Origin of the sequence: Paenibacillus dendritiformis, from assembly GCF_015845845.1 — a bacterium.
Taxonomy (GTDB): Bacteria; Bacillota; Bacilli; order Paenibacillales; family Paenibacillaceae; genus Paenibacillus_B; species Paenibacillus_B dendritiformis_C.
Genome location: NZ_LDIG01000173.1, coordinates 12,879 through 32,516, shown reverse-complemented (window position 1 = coordinate 32,516; position 19,638 = coordinate 12,879). Strand labels below are relative to the sequence as shown.

The following is a 19,638-nucleotide window of genomic DNA, read 5'->3' as shown; positions in this document are numbered from 1 at the left end:
CCTGAATTTCGAAAGTAACTGTGCCTGAAAAATGAAAAAAGGGCCCAAATCTTTGGTAGAATAGTGTTTGCGAAAACAACATCACCCAAAGAGAGGAGCACCTTTTAGGTGAAGTCTACCACACCCGTCAGCAAAATCAAGACTGAATTTTCCTTGCGTCACGCTTCCAGCGTTGGTGGAAGCAAAGTATTCCTGGAGTATCTCGAAAAAATCGAACTGGACAAAGCATTGCAGAACTTGAGCAACATCAAACACAGGCACTCCCTGTTCCCTGTTTTTCGCATCCTGCTCTACCTCATAATCGGCTGGACACTCGGTTGTGAACGCCTTTTTCATTTTCGAGCGTTGCAACAGGATGCACTTGTGCAACGTTTCCTCGGTGGACGCTGTCCACACCACACCTTGCTGTATAAAGAATTGAATCGGTTTGGTAAGCAACCAACTTTCACACTCGACTTGAGAAAGTTGAATCAGCAGGTCATCGCGCCTGGTTTGCCCGATGAACTCATCATGGATCTGGATTCCACCGTGGAAACCGTTTTTGGTCACCAAAAAGGCGCGGCCGTTGGCACGAATCCCCACAAACCGGGACGTAAAAGCTACCATCCGCTGTTGGCTTATGAAGGCCAATCTCGTTTGTGTTTAAACGCTGTTCTTCGTGCTGGAAATACGCATTCATCCACGAATGCCGCTGACTTCCTCCGCCAGACGTTCGAATTGCTTGGTGATCGTCCGGTGAAGTATGCCCGATTTGACAAAGGATTTGGCGGTGAGGACTTTTACGGCTTATGGGAATCCAAAGGAATCGGGTATGTAGGAAAATTGAAATGGACCCAGCGACTTCAAGCGGAAGTGCAACGCTGCTCCGTTTGGAAGCGATTTGTCGATGAGGAGTGGATCATCGAGGGCATTGTACTGGTCTACAAAGCCACCTCCTGGAAGAAAGCACGCCGTGTTGCCGTCATCCGCAAAGCACAGGTGTACGATGGGGATCAATCTCGGCTTCTTCTTGATACAGATTGGCAGTATGAAGCGATCGTCACAAGCCTTGAGTGGGAGCCGATTGACCTGTGGCATTTCTACAACCAGCGTTGCTGCATGGAAAACCACATCAAGGAAGCCAAGCGTGGCTTTTCCATCAACCGCATTTCGACAAGCCGCTTCACCGCGAATGAAATCGACTTGCTAATCAAGCTGTTAGCATACAACCTCTACGAACGGTTTAAACGCGACTGCTGTGAACCGGTTCATCACGGGTATACGATTGCCCGGTTTCGTCAGGAGTTTTTCCTCTGTGCCGCGACCATCATCCAGCATAGTCGGCAGGTGATTCTCAAGTTGGCGAGAGATTTCCCGAACCGCTACACTTGGCTACGGATCGCGACAAAAGTTGCTGCGCTGGAATGACCGCTTCCAAAAATAAACATGGAAATGCAATGCCTCTGTGGGATGGGGAGGGGGAAAATATGCCCTTCTTTTCGAATTAGCGCTCATGGGACTGGATATTTTCTTATTTATTACAGTTGCTACCCGCCCTAGTAGGTTACTAACTCGCCTCCATTACGGGCTTTCGAAATCTGGGTTAATTATAATATGCGCGTGTTGACGCGGACCGGTTATATATCGATTATCCTCGTCTCCGATCCCGAGCATCTGCAGGCTGATCGGAAGGAGCTGGAGCAGCGGGTGATGTCTACCTTCAGGTAACGCAAGGCAAGCGGTATGAGGACTTCGATAAATCAACGGACAAAAAAGCGGAATACGGATTGACCGGACTCGTGCTGGGCGGAGCCGGATTGGCGGTCGCCAAGAAGCTCGGATTTCTGGCCGTGCTGAAGAAGTTCTGGATCGTCATTGTCGCGGCTATAGTCGGTGTGTGGCGTCTCATCACCGGCAAGAAAAAGAAACAGGAAGAGCCTGCTGAAGCACAAAATGAAATGCAGAACGAGATTCAGAGCGAGTCGGTGCGGGACAACAATACGCCGCCTCCGCCGGCAACGTAACCGAGCCAAGAGCAGGCACAACAATCGTGACAGCTTAACACTCAAATAGAAGAAGGAGCAATGTCCATGACCTCCATGATGAACTATCCGGCGCAAACCGACCTGGATAGCCATGAGCAAAGCGCAAAGCAATTATTCAACAAGGTATGGGAATGGATGGAGAAGACGGATCGCACGCCGGAGGAAACCGATATGATGATCCATGCGGCGCATGCATCGCGGTACCATTGGGGCGTCGTTGGATGCGAGCTCCAGTTCGCCCGCGGAGAGTGGCAGATCTCCCGCGTCTATGCCGTCGCGGGAATGGCGGAACCGTCCATGTATCATGCCAGACGCTGCATGGATATTTGCCGCAAGTTCAGCCTGGGGGCATTCGACACCGCCTATGCTTATGAAGCGCTGGCGCGGGCTGCCAGCCTGATGAACAAGGCCGAAGACGCGGCCGGATATAAAATGAGGGCGGAGGAGCTTGCCCGTCATGTGGACGAGGAAGAGGGGTTGAAGCACCTTTTCGCCGATTTGCAGACGATCTAAAAGAAAGCAAGGAAATACAGCGCCCCTGCGTGCGGGCGGCCCGAGAATGTCTCCAGGCCGCCCGGCGCAGGGGCGCTGTTCTGTGAATCGCTCGCTTGGCGAGGCGATTAGATGGCCCAGTTGCCGTTGCGGAACACCGGAACCACGGTGCCATCCTTCAGGATGCCGTCGATGTCCATCTCGGCGGAGCCGATCATGAAGTCGACATGCGTGATGCTGTTGTTGACGCCGTTCGCATCCAGCTCTTCGCGGGACATTTTTTTGCCGCCTTCAATGTTGAAGGCGTAGCCGCTGCCGATGGCCAGGTGGTTGGAGGCATTTTCGTCGAACAGCGTATTGTAGAACAAAATATTGGACTCCGAGATCGGAGAATGATGCGGCACAAGCGCCACCTCGCCCAAGTAATGCGAGCCTTCGTCCGTATCGACCAGATGCTGCAAAATCTCCTGGCCTTGCTCGGCTTCGACTTTGACGATGCGGCCGTTCTCGAAGGTGAGTTTGAAGTTGTCGATCAGATTGCCGCCGTAGCTGAGCGGCTTCGTGCTGGATACATATCCGTTGACGCCGTCCTTTTTCGGCACGGTGAACACTTCCTCCGTCGGCATGTTCGCCATGAACGGAATCTCCTTCTCGTTGGTGCTCCCTGCGCCGACCCACACATGCTTCTCCGGAAGCTCAATGGTCAAGTCGGTTCCCGGAGCGCGGTAATGCAGCTTGTGGAAATGATGGCCGTTCAAGATATCGACCTTTTTATGTAAGGTGGCGTTATGCTCTTCCCAGGCTTGGACCGGATCGTCCGCATAGAGACGCACGGAAGAGAAAATCGCGTCCCACAGCTTCTCTACCGCTTCTTCGCGTCCTGCGTCCGGGAACACTTTGGCTGCCCAGTCTGCGCTGGCTGCGCCGACGACCGTCCAGCTGACCTTGTCCGATTGCACCGCCTTGCGGTAATGGTCCAGCGCCTGGCCGGAAGCCTTTTGGAAGTTGCCGATGCGCTTCGGATCGATTCCTTTGAGCAGATCCGGGTTGGACGAGACGATAGCGATGAAGGCGGCCCGCTTGTCGACGAACGTGTTCCGCTTAAGTGCTTCGTATTCCGGATATTCCGTGAACATTTCGTCGGCGGCCTTTTCATACTTCAAGCGGGACAGCTCCTCGTCGATCCAATCGACATGGACATTGGAAGCGCCGGCTTCATACGCTTCGCGCGCCACCAGGCGGGCCAGCGGGGCGACTTCGGTGGAAGCCGACACATACACTTCCTGTCCCGGCTGCACGTTGACGCCGACCTTGACGATGAGGTTGGCATATTTTTTCAAATTCTGTTCGAATGTTGCTGCAGTCATCGGAATCCTCCTCGATATAAAATGAACCTATGTTTCCAATATAACTCATTTCCGCGATGCAATCAAAAACCCGGCGGGAAGTAAGCTCGCGATTAATTGAGCCATTTGAAAACATCCTCTTCCGCCACTGTCTTCACCCCATACAGGAACAGAATGTGATCGAAGCGATGCCTGGACAGATAGTCGTCTGCCGATTCATGGAAAAAACGCAGGTCAATCATATGGATGCTGGAATAGTGCTGCGCGAGCAGCGGAACGAACGCGTTGGCATACGAATCTTTGAATATGACAATGCTGCGGCCGGTCCCGGCCCCCGTCTCTATCGTCGTCCATGCGTGGTTGCCGTTGAAGAACACCTGATAATGATCGCGTTCGGACAGCGCCTCCATATGATAGAAGGAACCCGAGCAAGCGGAGGCGTCCGAGTAACAGACCGTATAGGGCGGAAGGGCCTGGTCCAGCAGCTCCAGCTTGTCCGGGGGCAGATGGCGATGGTTCGCCTTCGTGTAATAGGTTCCGTAAAAGCCGCTGCTGATAACGCGCGACGACATGCTCTCCAACGGGACCGGTTCAAAGCCGGCCGCGCGGGCGAATTCCGCATATCCCCAATAAGCGCCGCGCATCGTCCAATGATGGTCGGTGCGGAAGAAGAGAGAATCGGACTTGCGCTGTCTCAGCGCATCCAGGACGGATACGGGCTTCACAGCAGTGCCCAGCGCTTCATATGTGCCGCGAATGAATTCCGCGGTATCATAGCTTGTCCCCTCGGCGTATGCCGGAAGCTTATCGGCGTACACGGCTTGCGAATAAGGGACGAGCAGCATATGCATCGTGACGCCGGCATGCCGGGCGGCGAACCGCCGGATCTCGTCCATATTGGCTTCGTACTGCGCCCCGGGCGTCTGGAAGCGCTCAAATAAATAATCGTCTTTGCCAAAAAAGACTTGACGATTCTCCGTCTTCCCGCTAAGGCGCTCCAAATCCGACTTGAGGCCGACCCAAGCGTCGCGCGCAGCGAATTGATCGGCGAAGTAATTCCCTAACTGCGCCGTATAGCGCCCATCCCGGAGCTTCGCGGCGGAGAAGGAAGGGAACTGCTGAAGCGACCGGTTCTCGAACTCGGACAGTTTGCGGTCCGGCTGCGCGATGCTCCACAGGCTGAGCACGGCGATATAGGCGAGAAAGCCGGCCGTCAGCCAGGCGGCGCGTCTGTTGGTCATGTTCCATCCTCCTTCCTGAGATAATAGGGATAGGCCTTGCCGTTAGAACCGGAAATAGAGAAAGGGGTTATACGTTCCGTCAATCAAATAAGCGGTACTCGCGAACAGCATTCCGGCGAGCAGCGCGTAATCGGCCGCCGAGACGGCGGCTTGCAGGGCGGGCCGGCGCTGCAGCAGGGCAGTCGCCCGGGCGGCGAGAGGCGTCGCGCTGATGACAAGGACGATTAGCAGCAAGCCGTAATTCCGCAGATTGTACATATCGGTTCCATTGAGAAGAACGCTGTCTCCGAGTCCAAGCATCGTTCCCATATAGTTCGCGATCGAAGCGATGTCTTCGACTCCGAACAGCACCCAGCCGAAGAGGGCCGCCATGATCAGGTAAGCATGCCTGACCGGCCGCCACAGCCGTTCCAGCCATGCTCCCAGACACAGCTTCTCCAACCCGATCAGCAGGCCGAAATAGAGGCCCCACAACACAAAATTCCAACTCGCGCCATGCCATAATCCGGTCAGGAACCAGACGACAAACAGATTCAACATGAGCCTGGGCTTGCTGGTGCGGCTTCCGCCCAACGGGAAATAGACATAGTCCCGGAACCAGGAGCCAAGCGTCATATGCCAGCGGCGCCAAAATTCCGAAGCGCTGGCGGAGATATACGGATAGTTAAAGTTCTCCGGAAAGCGAAAGCCGAGCATGCTTCCCAGTCCGATGGCCATATCGGAATACCCGCTGAAGTCGAAATAAATCTGAAACGCGAAAGCGATGATGCCCATCCATGCGCCCGCCGTCGTCAGATCATCGATTCCGCTGCGGCTCATATCCCACAGCATGCCGATATTGTTGGCAAGCAGCACCTTTTTGCCCAGTCCGATAATAAAGCGCCTTACCCCGTATCCGAACTGCTCCAGGTTGATGATTCGCTCTGCCAGTTGCTTCTCCACCTCGTCGTAGCGCACGATAGGCCCGGCGACAAGCTGGGGGAACATCGACACGAAGGCGGCAAAATCGATAAAGCTGCGCTGGGCTTTGCATCGGCCGCGGTATACGTCAATCGTGTAGGACATCGTCTGGAACGTATAGAAGGAGATCCCGATCGGAAGCGGCAGATCAAGCGGAGCGATCGACGTCCCGAATGCGCCGTTCAGCGAATGGATCAGGAAATCGGCATATTTGAAAAAGCAAAGCACGCCCACATTCACCGCGAGGGAGAAAATGAGCGTGAGGCGCTGCAGCCCCGCTCTGCCCCGGAACCGCTCAATCAGAAGTCCGTTCGCATAATCGGTGACGGAGGAGAACAGCAGCAGCACAATATATACCGGCTCGCCCCACGCATAGAAAAGAAGACTGATAAGCAAGAGCGCCGCGTTCTTCCCGCGCCGGGGAGACGCATAGTGGAGCAGCAGCGCCGCGGGGAGAAACGTAAACAGAAAGACGATCGAGCTAAATACCACTTGCCGTTCCTCCCCTCCAAGTCTGCCGGCATGCGCATGCGCAAGGCGGGAACATTACTTGCCGTCCGGCTTCAGCGCTGCTGTGAATGCTTTCTCGACATCTTCCGCTTTTTCCGAAATGATCAGCGCCAGATAAAGGCCTTCCTGCTTGATGATCCGGTTGTTGCATTATCCACAAATTGGATGCCGAAGGTCAATGGTTGACGGATTGGGCGGCGCGTGCCGTTCCGGAGCGTGCCCATACGAGCATACTTATCATTCCATAGCAGAGTGTGATCAGGATACTGTTGTCCCCGCTAATATAGTAGACAAGCGGGGAACTGGCGGCAGTAAGGCCGGACAGCACATTCCAGGACAGATTATGCGCCGTATGCAGCACAGAGGCCGGCAAGACGCTGTCCGTGCGCATCCGCAAGCTGCCGACAACCGGAGCGAGGGCGATGCAGCTAAGCACAATCATAAGCGAAGCGAACCAGAGCGCTTGCTCCGAGTGATACAACCCGGTCAGCCACATGATCGGCAGATGCCATAGGCCGTGGACGAAGCCGTTGAACAGATAGGCGCGACGCTCCCCAAAGGACCGGACAAGCGCCGGAAGCCAATATCCGCGCCAGCCCAATTCTTCGCCCAGCGAGGTCGTCACGATATTTCCGAGGAACATGACGAAGAGGATGAGCGGGGAATAGCTCCAGGGATAACCGCCGAACTGGCCGGGGATACGGACGTCCGCGAGACCGGCCAGCCAGGCCGTCCCATAGCTCAGGAGCATAATGGCGATAGGGATCGCCAAGGCAGGGAGCATCCCCCTCCAGCCGAACCGGAACAGGCCCAGTTGAGCCCAGCCCTGCTTTCGCCACCCTTCTCCGGTTACGAGGAGCATCATCAGAAGCGCGGCGACAGCGGGCGTCGACATATAGAGCAGCGTATTCACCTGCGGCAGGAAGGCGAAGCCGATGCCGATCAGCAGCACGAGCACCGCATACGCGAGAGCTTTCATGGTGTCATTCATTCGTGGAAACATATGCATTCCTCCAAAGTTTTTCTTTTGTTCGCAGAGACAGCATATTACAATGGGGGAACGCAGTCATAGTGAGGAATATCGTGTCTGTGGCCATACGAATATATGATGGTGAAAAAGGAGCAGCTCATGGATAGACAACGATTGTCACTGCCTGATCGGATCGCCCATGATCGTCCATGGCAGTGGATAGATTGGTCATTATTTGGATTGTACTTGTTCTGGATCGCGACAAGCGCTATCTATGTGGCCGGGTTCTCGGCTGTGGCGGACGATCCGAAATGGCCCGCGGTAACGCTTTTTCTCATCGCCAGCCTCGTTCCGCTGCTGTTCTGGCGGCCGTCGCATATTCGGGCGGAAAGGTTTATTGCCTCGGAAATAATCGGCTTCGGCAGCATCAATGTGATGATGCATTTCTCCTCCGGAGAGTATCTCGACAATATGGTGCTGGCCACGCTGCTCGCGGGGTATCTGGCAACGACGCGTTCCGTCCGCTGGTCGGCTCACATTCTGATCTTGTTCCCCCTTATGGGGCTGTTCAGCGGCAAATTGTCCGTGCCCCAAGCCGTCGATCAGAGCGTGAATCATTTTGTGCTGTACGGGATTGGCATCGGCTTCAATCTCCTTGTCCATACCCAATCGCGATTGCAGCAGCTGCTTCACGACAATGAGCGGCAGTACCGGGTCATCCGGCAGTATGCCGAGCAGGTGGAGCGTCTGACGCTGCAGGAGGAACGTTCCCGGGTGGCGGCGGAGCTGCATGACGCGATCGGACATGCCCATGTCTCGCTGATGATGGGGCTGGAGACGGTGCAGTCGGCAATCGCGCGCGATCCCGGGCAGGCGCAGCAGCGGTTGGGCTTGCTGCTGGAGCATGCGAGAGCCAGCTTCGGTTCCATTCGCAACCATATTCACGGTCTGGCGCCGGAAGACGGGGAAGAACTGGGGGCGGCGCTACGCCGGATTACGGCTCAGATCCAGCAGAATACCGGGATTGCGGGCACGTTCGCGGTGGAGGGGAAGCGGCTGCCCGTCTCTTCCTCGCATAAGCTGCTGCTTATCCGCTGCGCCCAGGAAGCGATGACGAACGCGGTCAAGCATGGTCATGCCCAGCAGGTAGACTGCCTGCTAACCTATACGAAGGATGAGGTTGCGGTGCGGATTCGGGATGACGGACGGGGAATGGCGCAACAGGAGCCGGGTTTTGGGCTATCCTCGATGCGCGAACGGCTGCAGGCCTATGGCGGTTCATTGGATATTCATTCCGGGCGGGAGTCCGGCACCTCGGTGCGCTGTGCGCTGCCGCTGCCGAATGTGTCTCCCGGGAAGGAAGAGGGTCCGCTTCGCATTCTTCTCGCCGATGATGAGCAGTTGGTCAGAGAGAGCCTCCATTTCCTGTTCGGCCAGGAAGACGGCATCGAGGTGATGGGGACGGCAGCTCATGGAAAAGAGGTTCTCGCCATGCTGGAGCGGGAGCTGCCCGATGTGCTGCTGATGGATGTCCGCATGCCCGAGATGGACGGGCTGGCCTGCACGAGGGAGGTGAAGGCACGCTATCCGCAGGTGAAGGTCATTCTGATTACGACCGTGGACGAGGTCGATTTGGCGGTCGCCGCGATCGAGGCCGGCGCGGAAGGATATTTGCTCAAATCGATTCATCCCCGGGAGCTGCTGGCGAGCGAGCGCATGCTGTATCAAGGAGGAACCTTGGTCGATCAAGCGATGGCGCGCACGCTTATCGCGCAGATGAAGCGGCTGCGGCAGTCTGAGGAGGAGCGAAAAGCGCGGGACGTTCCGCCCGAACCCGATGCGGCCGGGGACCCGTTCGGGTTGACCGCGCGGGAGCGCGAGGTGCTGGACGGCCTGGCGCAGGGCTTGAAGTACCGCCAAATTGCCGAGCGGTTGTATTTGTCGGAGGGAACCGTCCGCAATTACATCTCCTCGCTGTACGCGAAGCTCGGCGTGCGCGATCGCCAGTCGGCCGCGAACGTCGGGCGCGAAGCCGGACTGCTGCGTGCCGGTGGTTGAGAGCCGCCCCGCCCGCGTGTCTACAGCCGTGAATAGAACAAGAAGCCGGGGATTCCCCGGCTTCTTTGCTCTGTTCCTGTCTATGGTCCGCTCCGCTCGCAAGAGAGTAGCGCTCTGATTCCAGCGCATTAAGGGGCGACGGAACGGAGCACCGTGCAGTCGCCTTCCAGCGTGTACGCCCCGAGGTTCGCCGGGAGAAGGAAGCATTCTCCGGCAGCCAGCGGCAGCTCCTGATCGGCCCAGCGCAGCGTGCCCGTGCCTTCGCATACGACGAGGATGACGAAGCTGTCGGGCGTCGTGGACAGGCTCCACGGCTGCTTCACGATGCCTTTTTCTACGCGGAAGTATGGCGATTCCGCCAGCGTCAGCCATTCATTCGGCTTCGCGTTATCGGTCTTCATCCGGGTCGCGCCTGCGCCTTCATAGGCAATGACATTCAAGGAGTCCTCGACATGAAGCTCGCGCGGCTTGCCGTCCAGGCCCGGACGGTTATAATCATACAGGCGGTACGTCGTATCGGAGTTCTGCTGCACCTCGGCGACGACGACGCCGGCGCACAGCGCGTGCACCGTGCCGGCCGGAATGTAGAAAGAATCGCCGGCCTGGACCGGAACCTCCTGCAGCGCCTCCATGATGCGGCCTTCCGCGATGGCCGCGGCCAAGGCCTCGCGGTCGATTCCTTCCTTCAGGCCATAGATGATTTTGGCCCCTGGCTTGGCATCGAGCACGTACCACATCTCGGTTTTGCCCAGCTCGCCTTCCGGCAGCCCTTCATAATCGTCGGTCGGATGCACCTGCACCGACAGATCGTCATTGCAGTCGAGCAGCTTGATGAGCAGAGGGAAGCGGCCGTTTTTCTCGGAGAAGCCCTTCTTGCCGAACCATTCTTTGCCGTATTGCTCGCGCACTTGATCGAGGCCTTGGCCGGCCAGCTCGCCATTGATGACCTTCGTCGTTCCGTTCGGATGGTCTCCGATCATCCAGCCCTCGCCGATATGTCCTTCCGGCAGCTCCAGGCCGAATTGCGTCAGCGCGCGGCCGCCCCAGACGCGTTCCTTGAACTCAGGTTGAAATTTCAGTGGGTATGGTGTTGTCATGTTGTCTCTCACTCCCGTTGTCTCTATTTGGTGGTCTTATGGAAAAATTCAAGCCACTCGCCGTCCGGCCCATGGAAAAAGAAGCAGCGGCTGCCGTTCGGCAGGGTGACGATTTCCTGATCGATAAGCTCGACAGAGCCGAGCGATTGAATGCGGGCGAATTCGGCCTCGATATCGTCGACGGTGAAGGCGATATGATGAACGACGGAACCGCCCAGTCTTTTTTACCGCTCCGCGCTTCGGGAGCGTGCCTTCTCGACCGCGATGACGTAAGGCGCCTCCGGCCGCTGGAGCATCCGGTAGACGACCGCCTGGCCTCTGGCGGCGGGCAGCGCCTCCGCCCAGGCGCGGACGGCGTCCGCTTCGCGGTCGCCCCCGGCATGGCCCGGATACACGACGGCGGTCAGCACCCCGCCCGGACGCAGCAGCGTCAGGGCGTCCTCCAGCGCCGCCAGCGTCGTGGGCGGCTCCGTCATGACGCGCTTGTCCGCGTCAACCGTCGGCAGATAGCCGAGGTTGAACATGACGGCCGCCGTCGTTCCATGCCATGCCGGGGGGAGCGCGCGGGTCATCGCTGCATGGCTGTGCCGCAGCAGCTCGACCCGCGCGCCGCCGTCCGCGCCGAAGGCGTCCTCCAGGCGGCGGCGGGTCAGCTCGAGCGCCGCCGCCTGGATATCGAAGGCCGCGACCGACCCGCGCGGCCCGACGAGCCGGGCGAGGAAGAGCGTGTCCACGCCAGTGCCCATCGTCGCGTCCACGGCGCGGTCGCCCGGCTGCACGCGCTCCTTCACGGCCTGCTGCGCGAAGCTGAGTACGGAGAGGAAGCCCATGTTAACTCTCCCTCCACAGCTTGCCCTGCCACGTATCGCGGCGGCGCAGCTCGGCGTCGATCGCGTTCAGCACTTCCCACTTGCGCAGGCTCCACAGCGGTCCGATCAAAAGGTCGCGCGGGGCATCGCCGGTCACGCGGTGCACGATCATCTCGGGCGGCAGCATCTCCAGCGTGTCGACGATGAGCTTCACATATTCGTCCATTTCGAGGAAGCGGAGCAGGCCCGCCTCATATTGCTTCGCCATCGGCGTTTTGCGCATCAGATGAAGCAGATGGAGCTTGATGCCCTGCACATCCATGCGGGCAACCGCTGCCGCCGTCTCCATCATCATCTCATGCGTCTCCTGCGGCAGTCCATATATAATATGGGTGCAGATGCGGATATTGTGCTTGCGCAGCTTCGCGACGGCCTCCTCGTAGCAAGCGGTGTCATGCGCTCGGTTGATGAGCTTCGAGGTCGATTCGTGAACCGTCTGCAGGCCCATCTCCAGCCACAGATAGGTCCGTTCGTTCAGCTCGGCCAAATACTCGACGACATCGTCCGGCAAGCAATCGGGACGGGTCGCGATGGACAGGCCGACGACCCCGGGCTGCTCCAGGATGACCTCGAAATAGTCGCGCAGCGTATCGACCGGCGCATACGTATTCGTGTAGGCCTGGAAGTAGCCGATATAGCTGGCGTTCGGCCATTTCGCGTGCTGGCGGTCGCGAATCGTATTGAATTGGGTAACGAGATCGTTGCGGCGGGAGCCGGCGAAATCGCCCGAGCCCCGCGAGCTGCAGAAGGTGCAGCCGCCGATGGCGATGCGTCCGTCCCGGTTCGGGCAGGTGAAGCCGGCATCCAGCATCACCTTGAATACTTTGCCCCCGAACTGGCGGCGCATCTCGGCGTTCCATGTATGGAACCGCTTGTCCCCCCAATCGAGGGGGACAGGCGGACGTTCAAGCTTCGGATATTTCAATGATGACAAGCCCTTTCCTAATCGAAGTCGCCCGGGGAGGAAAGCGGCTGCTTCCGGATCCGGGGCGTGCGGGAGCGCCAAGGGCGCACGCCGCGCCGGCCTGCCGCAGCGCGATTGGCGGGGGCAGGCCGGCCGTGGTTTTATTGTAGCAGATATCGCCGGAAAAGCGAAGATAAGGAACCGTGCGGGCGAGGGGGATGGACAGCCCGGGCGGTTGGGGGCGGATATCCGTATCGCGGCGTTGACGGCACCGGTTACAATCAGCCGATTGCGGCGATAACCGGCATGCGCAGCTCCCCGCGCCCGCCCGGGTTGCACCTCATGCGCGGGAACAGAATTCTGCTGCTCCGGCGCCGTCGTTGCCAGTCGTTATGAAATTAGGTCAGGAAGAGCGGCAGTGCTGAGCAGCGGTACGCCGTCTCCCGGATAGACGATATGCGTATCTCCGGCCGGCACCCGGCGGTCGTGAACATCGGGGGCGAGCAGCGGATTGGTCAGCTCCATCGGGTCCTGATCCGCGAAATAATAATTGAAGCCCCAATGCAGATACCCGTCCAGCCCGTACAAATAATTGCCCCAATGCAGGTAACGCGTCTTCAGCAGCGGGAAATCGAGGAACGGTTCAGATACTCGCCGCCGGGATTCCAGCAGGTATAGAACCAAAGCGTATCCCCGGATCGGCGGTACGCTTCGTATGTCTCCCGGTTCAGCTCGTAATCCTTGTTCGGCGGAACCCAGATATCGACCGCGCCCGCGACGCCGGTATGAATGACTGCGTCGATGAGCGGCACAGCGGGCATCCATTTCCGGACGATGCCGGACAGGATGCGGTAATCGTCGCCCGATGGCGCGATCGGTTCGTCAACGATATGCTGCACGAGCCGGTCCAGCCAGCCCTTGCTTCGCAGCCAATCGCGCCAGGCCGGCAAAAATTGCGGCAGGAAGGCGTACCCCTTCGGCGACGTCGCGGCTATCGTACGATCGGCATTGAGCATGAAGCGGGGGTCTTCCCAATGGATGCGGCCGGCGATATGGCCGCCCTCGATATGGGTGAATCCGAGTTCCAGGAACATCGTGATCAGCCGTTCCGCCTTGGAGAAATCGAAGGAATAGCGGCCTCCGCCTTGCGGTTGAATCCCGATGAACGGGGCGCCGACCATGAAGTGGGTTTGCCTGCCGCGGCGCATCGCGGCTCCGTAGCGGTACAGCATCTCCCAATGCGGCTCCGACCACATCTCGAGTCCATGCCGTTCCGCAATATTGCGTACGGAGTACCAGTTCGTGACGGCCAGCCGTCCCCGGTCGGGAACCAGGGCGGGGAACACCTCGATCCGGACGGGGATGACGCCGCGTTCGCCGCCGATCTCGAACGACAGCTCTCCTTCATATAGGCCCGGGTCTGCGGAGCCGGGGATGGGCCAGCATAGATACGCCGCCTCGGCAGGGGCTCGGGCCGTATAGCTGTCCTTCACCGGGCGGAGCGCGTCATAGACGCGGAACGGCGCCTGCCTTGTCACATAGGGCGGGGCGGGTCGGCCTGCCGGGATGGTCGAGACGTCCACATCGGTATTCTCATTCACCTGTACATCCAGTAGCTGATAGACCTCCATCGAGCCGGGGAGGCGCCAGTCGCCGCGCGGCTGGAAGGTCCAGGCGACGGAGGTTCCATGTTGGCGGCGACCTCCGGATCGGCGACGCCCCAGCGAAGATATTCGATCCAGGTGACGATCATGGCTACGTTCTTCTTCGGAAATTCATAATCTGTGCGCGCTTCCGGATCCGGATTCACGATGCCCGGGATGCTGTAAATGCGCTTCATCAGATCCAGGTACTTCGCTACGGCCGGTTCCTTGTCGATCAGCACCTCGCCGGTATCCGGATCGGTCAGATTGACCGCCAACTGCTGCAGCGGCACGGTCACCTCGCCCGAGGCCATGCCGGGCCCCATTTCGAGACCGCGATAGGAAATCCCGTCCCGCTCGGCGGTCATCTTCCTCGCCATCTCGACGACTTCGTCCCAGGTCATTCGCCCGGCAGGATATTCGACTCCGAATTTATCGAACACTTCCTTGTTGTACCAGATCATAGTGGAGGATAGGGGTTGGCGGGATAGTTACCGCTCCCTTCATTATAGAGAGGCCGCTCTTTACAATTGCGTGCCCGTCATGCAGAATAGAAGATTGGAGCATACTGAGGTTGGAGGAAAACAGATGCGTTTACGAGGCAAAAAAGGGGCTCCGGAGCTGCTGGAGCAATCGAAGATTGCGATCCTGGACCCTCAATCGGCACGAGGCCGATGGCATGAGATCTTCGGGAACGGCCGTCCGATCCACGTGGAATTGGGCATGGGCAAAGGCCAGTTCATCAGCACGATGAGCAAGCTGCACCCGGACGTGAACTTCATCGGCATCGATATGTACGATGAATTAATCGCGCGCGCCTGCGAGAAGGCCGAGACGATCCGCGGCGATCTGGGCGTGGAGACCGACGCCAACTTGAGGCTGGTGCGGGCGAATATTGAATATCTGGAATCCATTTTTGCGGAGGGCGAGATCGAGCGCATTTTTCTGAATTTCAGCGATCCGTGGCCGAAGAAGCGCCATGCGCGCCGGCGCTTGACTCATCCCCGTTTTATCGAGAAATATAAGCACGTTCTGAATGAACGGGGAGAGATCCATCAAAAGACAGACTCGGTGACGCTGTTCGAGTACTCCTTGAACTCCTATGCCGAGGTCGGTCTTCAGATGCGGAACATCTCGCTCGACCTGCACCGGGACGGTCCTCATCCGGATCATGTCATGACGGAATACGAGGAGAAGTTCTCGAGCAGAGGCATGAACATTCATCGCGTGGAAGTGCTGGTGGGGCGCGAGGCTTATGAGCAGTACCGGGCTTCGCTGCCGTATGGCAACGGAGGACAGACCGTCCCGCAGCCATAATGCGCCAGGTTAGCCGCCGGCTTGGGCAATGCCCGGAAGCAGGCGGCTTTGTCCTGTTCGGCCGGAGCAAAAAGCCCGGTCCTGGACGCATGTCCAGACCCGGGCGGGGGAAAGGCGGTACCTAAAAATAGATAAGTCAGGCGGAGGAGCTGCCGGTAGGCGGCTGCTCGTAAAGCATGCTCAAAATCGCGTCGGCACACGCCTTCGGATGATACCGCGAGGCGTTCAGCTCGAATTCGCGCCGCCGCGAGGCGACCTCCTCATAGTGATACGCCAGCTTGTTCATCCAATTCGTTATCGTGTGGGCGTTCTCGATTGGCTCGCCGTATCCTTTTTCCGTAAAATAATGCAAGTTCTCTTCTTCCTGGCCCGGCAGCGGTTCGTAGAACAGCATCGGAATGCCCTTCGCCATCGCTTCGGTGCAGGTCATTCCGCCCGGCTTCGTGACCAGGAGGTCGGATACGTCCATCAACTGATCGATCTGCTTCGTATAGCCAATGAGATGGATATTCTCATGGCGGAATCTCGGGTTGTCCAGCAGGCGCTGGCGAAGCTTCTCATTGTCGCCGATGCAGAACAAGAACTGGATGTCATTGCGCCAGCGGGTCAGCAGTTCGCTGGAGCGGCTCGGATCAATGAGTCCCCAGCCCCCGCCCATGACGAGGACGGTCGGGAGCTCCTTCAGGCCGAAGCGCCGGCGGATGGCCGCCTTCGTATTGCGGTCATGCGTCTCCCAGAAGTTCGGATGAACGGGGATGCCGGTCACCATGATGCGATCGGACGGGACGCCATGGGATTCCAGCTTCTCCTGCACTTCAGGCGTCGAGACGAGATAGCGGCTTACGCCGGGGCTCACCCAGGTCGCATGCGCGTCATAATCGGTAATGACCGTGCAGAGCGGCACATCCAGGCCCAGCCGGCGCAGCCGCGAGATGACGGCATTCGGAATCGGATGCGTGCATACGATCATGTCCGGCCTCAACTGGCGCATGACCGTCATCGCCTGCGTATAAAAGACGCGATGGAGCGCCATCGTGGTGAGCCGGTTCAACGATTTGTTGTATTGGGTCCTGTACATGAAGCCGACCAGCTTAGGCTGCACGCTGACAGTCTTGCGGTAGGCCTCGATAATGAGCGGCGCCGTCCGCGGATTCAAAAAGCTGCCCAGCTCGATTACGCGCGTCTGCACATGCGGCGACAGCTTCCGGAGACTGACGGCCAGAGCGTGCGCCGCCTGGGTGTGTCCGGCCCCGAAGCGTTCCGACAGGACGAGAACCCGCTTCTTGCCTTCGTTATCGTTCGTAAAACCGAAGCCTGCCGGTACTGACCATGTGACAGGTTCCTGCATAATTGGTCACCCTTCTATCCTCATTAATGTTACTGCTTGGTTGACGAATTCACGGCCCGTTATGTCCAGAAGGAGACCGTGCCGACGGCCGCCCCGGTTCCGATCAAGGCCCCTGCCAGGCAATCGGAAGGATAATGAAGGCCGAGATACATGCGCGACATCGCCACGATCAAGGCGACCGGAAGCAGCGCCCAGGTCAGAATCGGAAAGGCCATCATAATCGGCATAACGATCGAAAAGATGGCCGTCGTATGTCCCGAAGGGAACGAGTGGTCGATGAGCGGCTTGCGAAACGTTCGTATACCGGGCAGCGCCAGATGGGGGCGAACCCGCGGGTACCATTTTTTGATAAGAAAAACAGGAATATGGCTTACAGCCAGCGCAACCAGACACTGCCAGCCAATCCGGCTCCAAGGGTCAGGCGCGAACAGGCCAAGGATAAGCGAGAATGCGATCGTGAATGTCGCTCCTCCAAGATGAGTCATTGTATAGAGCACCATGTTCATCCAGTGATGATGAAGACGCTGATTAATCCACAGAAACAACTGCCGTTCACGGTATCCAAGCCACGCGATAACACGGGTCAACATGTTACCCCTCCGTTATGCGATAGATTTTGATGCAATCGTAACAACTTTACATTAACAGAAGATAAGGAATTTGTGAATTTTTCATGTACCCCTTCCTTGGAACCGAGAAGCATACTTAATCATATTTATATTTGTTCGTAATTTCAATCCTATTGTGAAGATGCATCCGGACCGGCGGCGAAGCTTGACGAATGATGTCCTATCCTAAAGTACCCTCCCCTTGGACTCTGGGACGTTTCTCCTGATTGCAACAGAAGTGCCTGAAGGATGTTTCACTTTTGGACGCAGCGGGTAACATGGTGATAGCTGCAAGTCAGCCTCGGCAGGTTGATTTTGGTCAGCAACCTTTGCATGGGCTGTTACGTTATAATATGATGTAGGCGTATGCCCATACGGTCCAAGGCAAGGCGGAATGCCTTTATGCTCGGGTTCGATATCTTTTTTTGACGAAATGGGGGTCCAAAGCCATAATTTCTTAGCATTTGGACGAAAATAAAGAAAATACCCCGTCAGAGCCCGAACGCCTGCCACTTCACGATCATTCTTGCATGAAAATGAAGCAAATAACGTATGAAAGCCAATATTAGGTTTTTGACAAACGGATGCAAACGTTAGAAAATCGGGATCGACCGTTTTCTGCCGGGGTAAACATGACAAAGGCATGCCATGAAAAACAAAGAAAAGGCATGCTTACAGAAAAAGTGAAATATCATCAGGGGTTAAAAGGGGGACACCAACATGGTGGATAAGTTATTTATCGGCTTGCAGGTGTTGTTGGCCGCGCTCGGGGTGTATCAATTCACCTTGTCGCTGTTCGGCATTTACCGTGAAAAGAAACGACAAACCTACGACCCGCAGAAATCGTTCGCCGTCATTGTGGCCGCACATAACGAAGAAGCGGTAATTGGAGCGCTTGTCGAGAACTTGAAGCAGCTCGACTATCCGAAGGAAATGTATGACATCTTTGTCATTTGCGATAACTGTACCGACAACACGGCGGACATCGTAAGAGAGCATGGCGTGCAGGCCTGCGAGCGCCACAATCCTCATCAGCGCGGCAAGGGCTATGCCATTGAATGGATGCTGAAGAATCTGTGGGAGATGCCGCGCCAGTACGATGCGGTCGTCATGCTCGACGCGGACAATCTGGTCAGCATGGATTTCCTGCGTGAAATGAACAATGATCTGTGCTCCGGCGCGCGTGTCATCCAGGGCTATATCGATACGAAGAACCCGCATGACTCGTGGATTACGGCCGCTTACGGGGTCACTTACTGGTATTGCAACCGGCTGTGGCAGCTGTCCCGCAAAAATTTGAAATTGGCGAACTTCCTTGGAGGAACCGGAATGTGCTTCGATAGCCAGCTGCTGAAGGATATGGGCTGGGGCGCGACGAGCCTGGTCGAGGACCTGGAGTTCACGGCGCGCTGCGTCATGAATGGCATCAACCCGGTGCTGAATTACAATGCGCGCGTATACGACGAGAAGCCGTTGACGTTCAAGGCGTCGGCACGCCAGCGTCTTCGCTGGATGCAGGGCCACTTTACGGTGGCGCGCCGCTATTTCTTCCCGCTGCTGTGGCAGAGCATCAAGGAGCGCAATATGGCGAAGTTCGATATGGCGCTCTATACGATTACGGTCTACACCGTGCTGCTGACGTTTCTCATGACCGCCTTCTTGTGGGTGGACGCGGCGATTTTCAACGGGCCGAACGTGGCCACGTTCTTTGAATATTTGCCGTCATGGGTGACGGTCGTGTCGATGGTGCTGACCTGCAGCGTGTTCGTGCTGGCCCTCGTGCTGGAGGGCGTCAAGTCGTGGCGCATCTACGCGTCGCTCATCACGTTCCCAATCTATCTGCTGTCCTGGTGGCCGATTACGTTCTATGCGTTCTTCACGCAGAACAACAAAGTATGGAGCCATACCGAGCATACGCGCGTCGTGCGCTTGGAGGAAATGCAGGGCAAGCAGGTGTCCTGATTCGGGGCGGTCCCGGAGCGTGAAGAATGTCTTGACAATGAGCGCGCAAGAGTGATATAGTAATTGAGTGTTCAAATTGCATATGTTTTAGATTTAAGCAGGAGCGCCCGCTTCTCACCTGACCGACGCAAGTTGGCTGGTTATGACGATTGCCGCGTTGGCGGTGTTTCACATGATGATAATTGGTCTATGTGAGGGATGTGGGCTCTTGAGTCCGCATCCCTTTTTGCATACAATATAAGTTTGCAAGGGCGAAGTGGGAATTCGATTATGGAGGTGGCACACCATT

15 protein-coding genes and 3 pseudogenes are annotated in these 19,638 nt (G+C 57.3%); 6 read left to right on the top strand and 12 right to left on the bottom strand.

From position 1 onward, the window contains the following. Window positions 1-108 precede the first annotated feature (108 nt). The 3 genes and pseudogenes from ABD76_RS18330 to ABD76_RS18320 all read left to right on the top strand — a co-directional run bounded on the left by ABD76_RS18330 (window position 109) and on the right by ABD76_RS18320 (window position 2,537). Window positions 109-1,407: an IS1380 family transposase gene (locus tag ABD76_RS18330; RefSeq protein ID WP_197253375.1), complete on the top strand. Its 1,299-nt coding sequence runs from the start codon at window positions 109-111 to the stop codon at window positions 1,405-1,407. A 356-nt stretch (window positions 1,408-1,763) separates the two neighbouring features. Beyond that, a pseudogene (locus ABD76_RS30435) lies at window positions 1,764-2,003 on the top strand (DUF2167 domain-containing protein); the annotation flags it as partial. 66 nt (window positions 2,004-2,069) lie between these two features. Further along, window positions 2,070-2,537 carry a hypothetical protein gene (locus tag ABD76_RS18320; RefSeq protein WP_197258635.1) on the top strand — a complete coding sequence of 156 codons (468 nt, stop codon included), beginning with the start codon at window positions 2,070-2,072 and terminating at the stop codon, window positions 2,535-2,537. 107 nt (window positions 2,538-2,644) lie between these two features. Here the strand turns inward: ABD76_RS18320 and ABD76_RS18315 are convergent, their stop codons facing one another. From ABD76_RS18315 to ABD76_RS18300, 4 genes are all read right to left on the bottom strand, one after another. Continuing rightward, entirely contained in the window at window positions 2,645-3,883 is a 1,239-nt protein-coding gene (locus ABD76_RS18315; protein WP_197258634.1) for an aminopeptidase, read from the bottom strand. 92 nt (window positions 3,884-3,975) lie between these two features. Then, the gene (locus ABD76_RS18310) at window positions 3,976-5,103 is read right to left on the bottom strand and encodes a DHHW family protein (RefSeq protein WP_197258633.1); all 1,128 of its coding nucleotides are present in this window, start codon (window positions 5,101-5,103) and stop codon (window positions 3,976-3,978) included. A 42-nt stretch (window positions 5,104-5,145) separates the two neighbouring features. Continuing rightward, window positions 5,146-6,555 carry an MBOAT family protein gene (locus ABD76_RS18305; protein WP_197258632.1) on the bottom strand — a complete coding sequence of 470 codons (1,410 nt, stop codon included), beginning with the start codon at window positions 6,553-6,555 and terminating at the stop codon, window positions 5,146-5,148. A gap of 193 nt (window positions 6,556-6,748) precedes the next feature. Continuing rightward, window positions 6,749-7,576, bottom strand: coding sequence for a CPBP family intramembrane glutamic endopeptidase (locus tag ABD76_RS18300; protein ID WP_242069633.1), 828 nt, complete (start codon window positions 7,574-7,576; stop codon window positions 6,749-6,751). 126 nt (window positions 7,577-7,702) lie between these two features. Here ABD76_RS18300 and ABD76_RS18295 point away from each other — a divergent pair, with 126 nt between their 5' ends. Then, a complete protein-coding gene (locus ABD76_RS18295; RefSeq protein ID WP_197258631.1) occupies window positions 7,703-9,601 on the top strand; it encodes a helix-turn-helix transcriptional regulator in 1,899 nt (632 codons plus the stop codon). A 128-nt stretch (window positions 9,602-9,729) separates the two neighbouring features. Here ABD76_RS18295 and ABD76_RS18290 read toward each other — a convergent pair whose 3' ends face one another. From ABD76_RS18290 to ABD76_RS18260, 6 genes and pseudogenes are all read right to left on the bottom strand, one after another. Beyond that, on the bottom strand, window positions 9,730-10,698 hold the full coding sequence (locus ABD76_RS18290) for a type I phosphomannose isomerase catalytic subunit (RefSeq protein WP_197258630.1): 969 nt from the start codon (window positions 10,696-10,698) through the stop codon (window positions 9,730-9,732). Window positions 10,699-10,721: 23 nt separating this feature from the next. Further along, window positions 10,722-10,901 (bottom strand): annotated as a pseudogene (locus ABD76_RS18285) (VOC family protein); the annotation flags it as partial. A gap of 21 nt (window positions 10,902-10,922) precedes the next feature. Further along, entirely contained in the window at window positions 10,923-11,528 is a 606-nt protein-coding gene (mnmM, locus tag ABD76_RS18280; protein ID WP_197258629.1) for a tRNA 5-(aminomethyl)-2-thiouridylate-methyltransferase MnmM, read from the bottom strand. 1 nt (window position 11,529) lies between these two features. Next, on the bottom strand, window positions 11,530-12,492 hold the full coding sequence (gene mnmL, locus ABD76_RS18275) for a tRNA modification radical SAM protein MnmL/YtqA (protein ID WP_197258637.1): 963 nt from the start codon (window positions 12,490-12,492) through the stop codon (window positions 11,530-11,532). A gap of 369 nt (window positions 12,493-12,861) precedes the next feature. Continuing rightward, window positions 12,862-13,727, bottom strand: a pseudogene (locus ABD76_RS30985) (glycoside hydrolase domain-containing protein). Window positions 13,728-14,068: 341 nt separating this feature from the next. Next, window positions 14,069-14,557, bottom strand: coding sequence for a type 2 periplasmic-binding domain-containing protein (locus ABD76_RS18260; protein ID WP_338125142.1), 489 nt, complete (start codon window positions 14,555-14,557; stop codon window positions 14,069-14,071). Window positions 14,558-14,702: 145 nt separating this feature from the next. On the opposite strand from ABD76_RS18260, the gene trmB reads away from it, so the two are divergent. Further along, on the top strand, window positions 14,703-15,431 hold the full coding sequence (trmB, locus tag ABD76_RS18255) for a tRNA (guanosine(46)-N7)-methyltransferase TrmB (RefSeq protein WP_197258626.1): 729 nt from the start codon (window positions 14,703-14,705) through the stop codon (window positions 15,429-15,431). Between the two features lie 136 nt (window positions 15,432-15,567). Here trmB and ABD76_RS18250 read toward each other — a convergent pair whose 3' ends face one another. After that, complete coding sequence (locus ABD76_RS18250) at window positions 15,568-16,779, bottom strand: MGDG synthase family glycosyltransferase (protein WP_197258625.1); 1,212 nt, start codon at window positions 16,777-16,779, stop codon at window positions 15,568-15,570. A gap of 59 nt (window positions 16,780-16,838) precedes the next feature. After that, on the bottom strand, window positions 16,839-17,366 hold the full coding sequence (locus ABD76_RS18245; protein WP_374043200.1) for a phosphatase PAP2 family protein: 528 nt from the start codon (window positions 17,364-17,366) through the stop codon (window positions 16,839-16,841). A 741-nt stretch (window positions 17,367-18,107) separates the two neighbouring features. On the opposite strand from ABD76_RS18245, the gene ABD76_RS18240 reads away from it, so the two are divergent. Further along, window positions 18,108-19,349, top strand: coding sequence for a glycosyltransferase family 2 protein (locus tag ABD76_RS18240; RefSeq protein WP_197258624.1), 1,242 nt, complete (start codon window positions 18,108-18,110; stop codon window positions 19,347-19,349). Window positions 19,350-19,638: the final 289 nt, after the last annotated feature.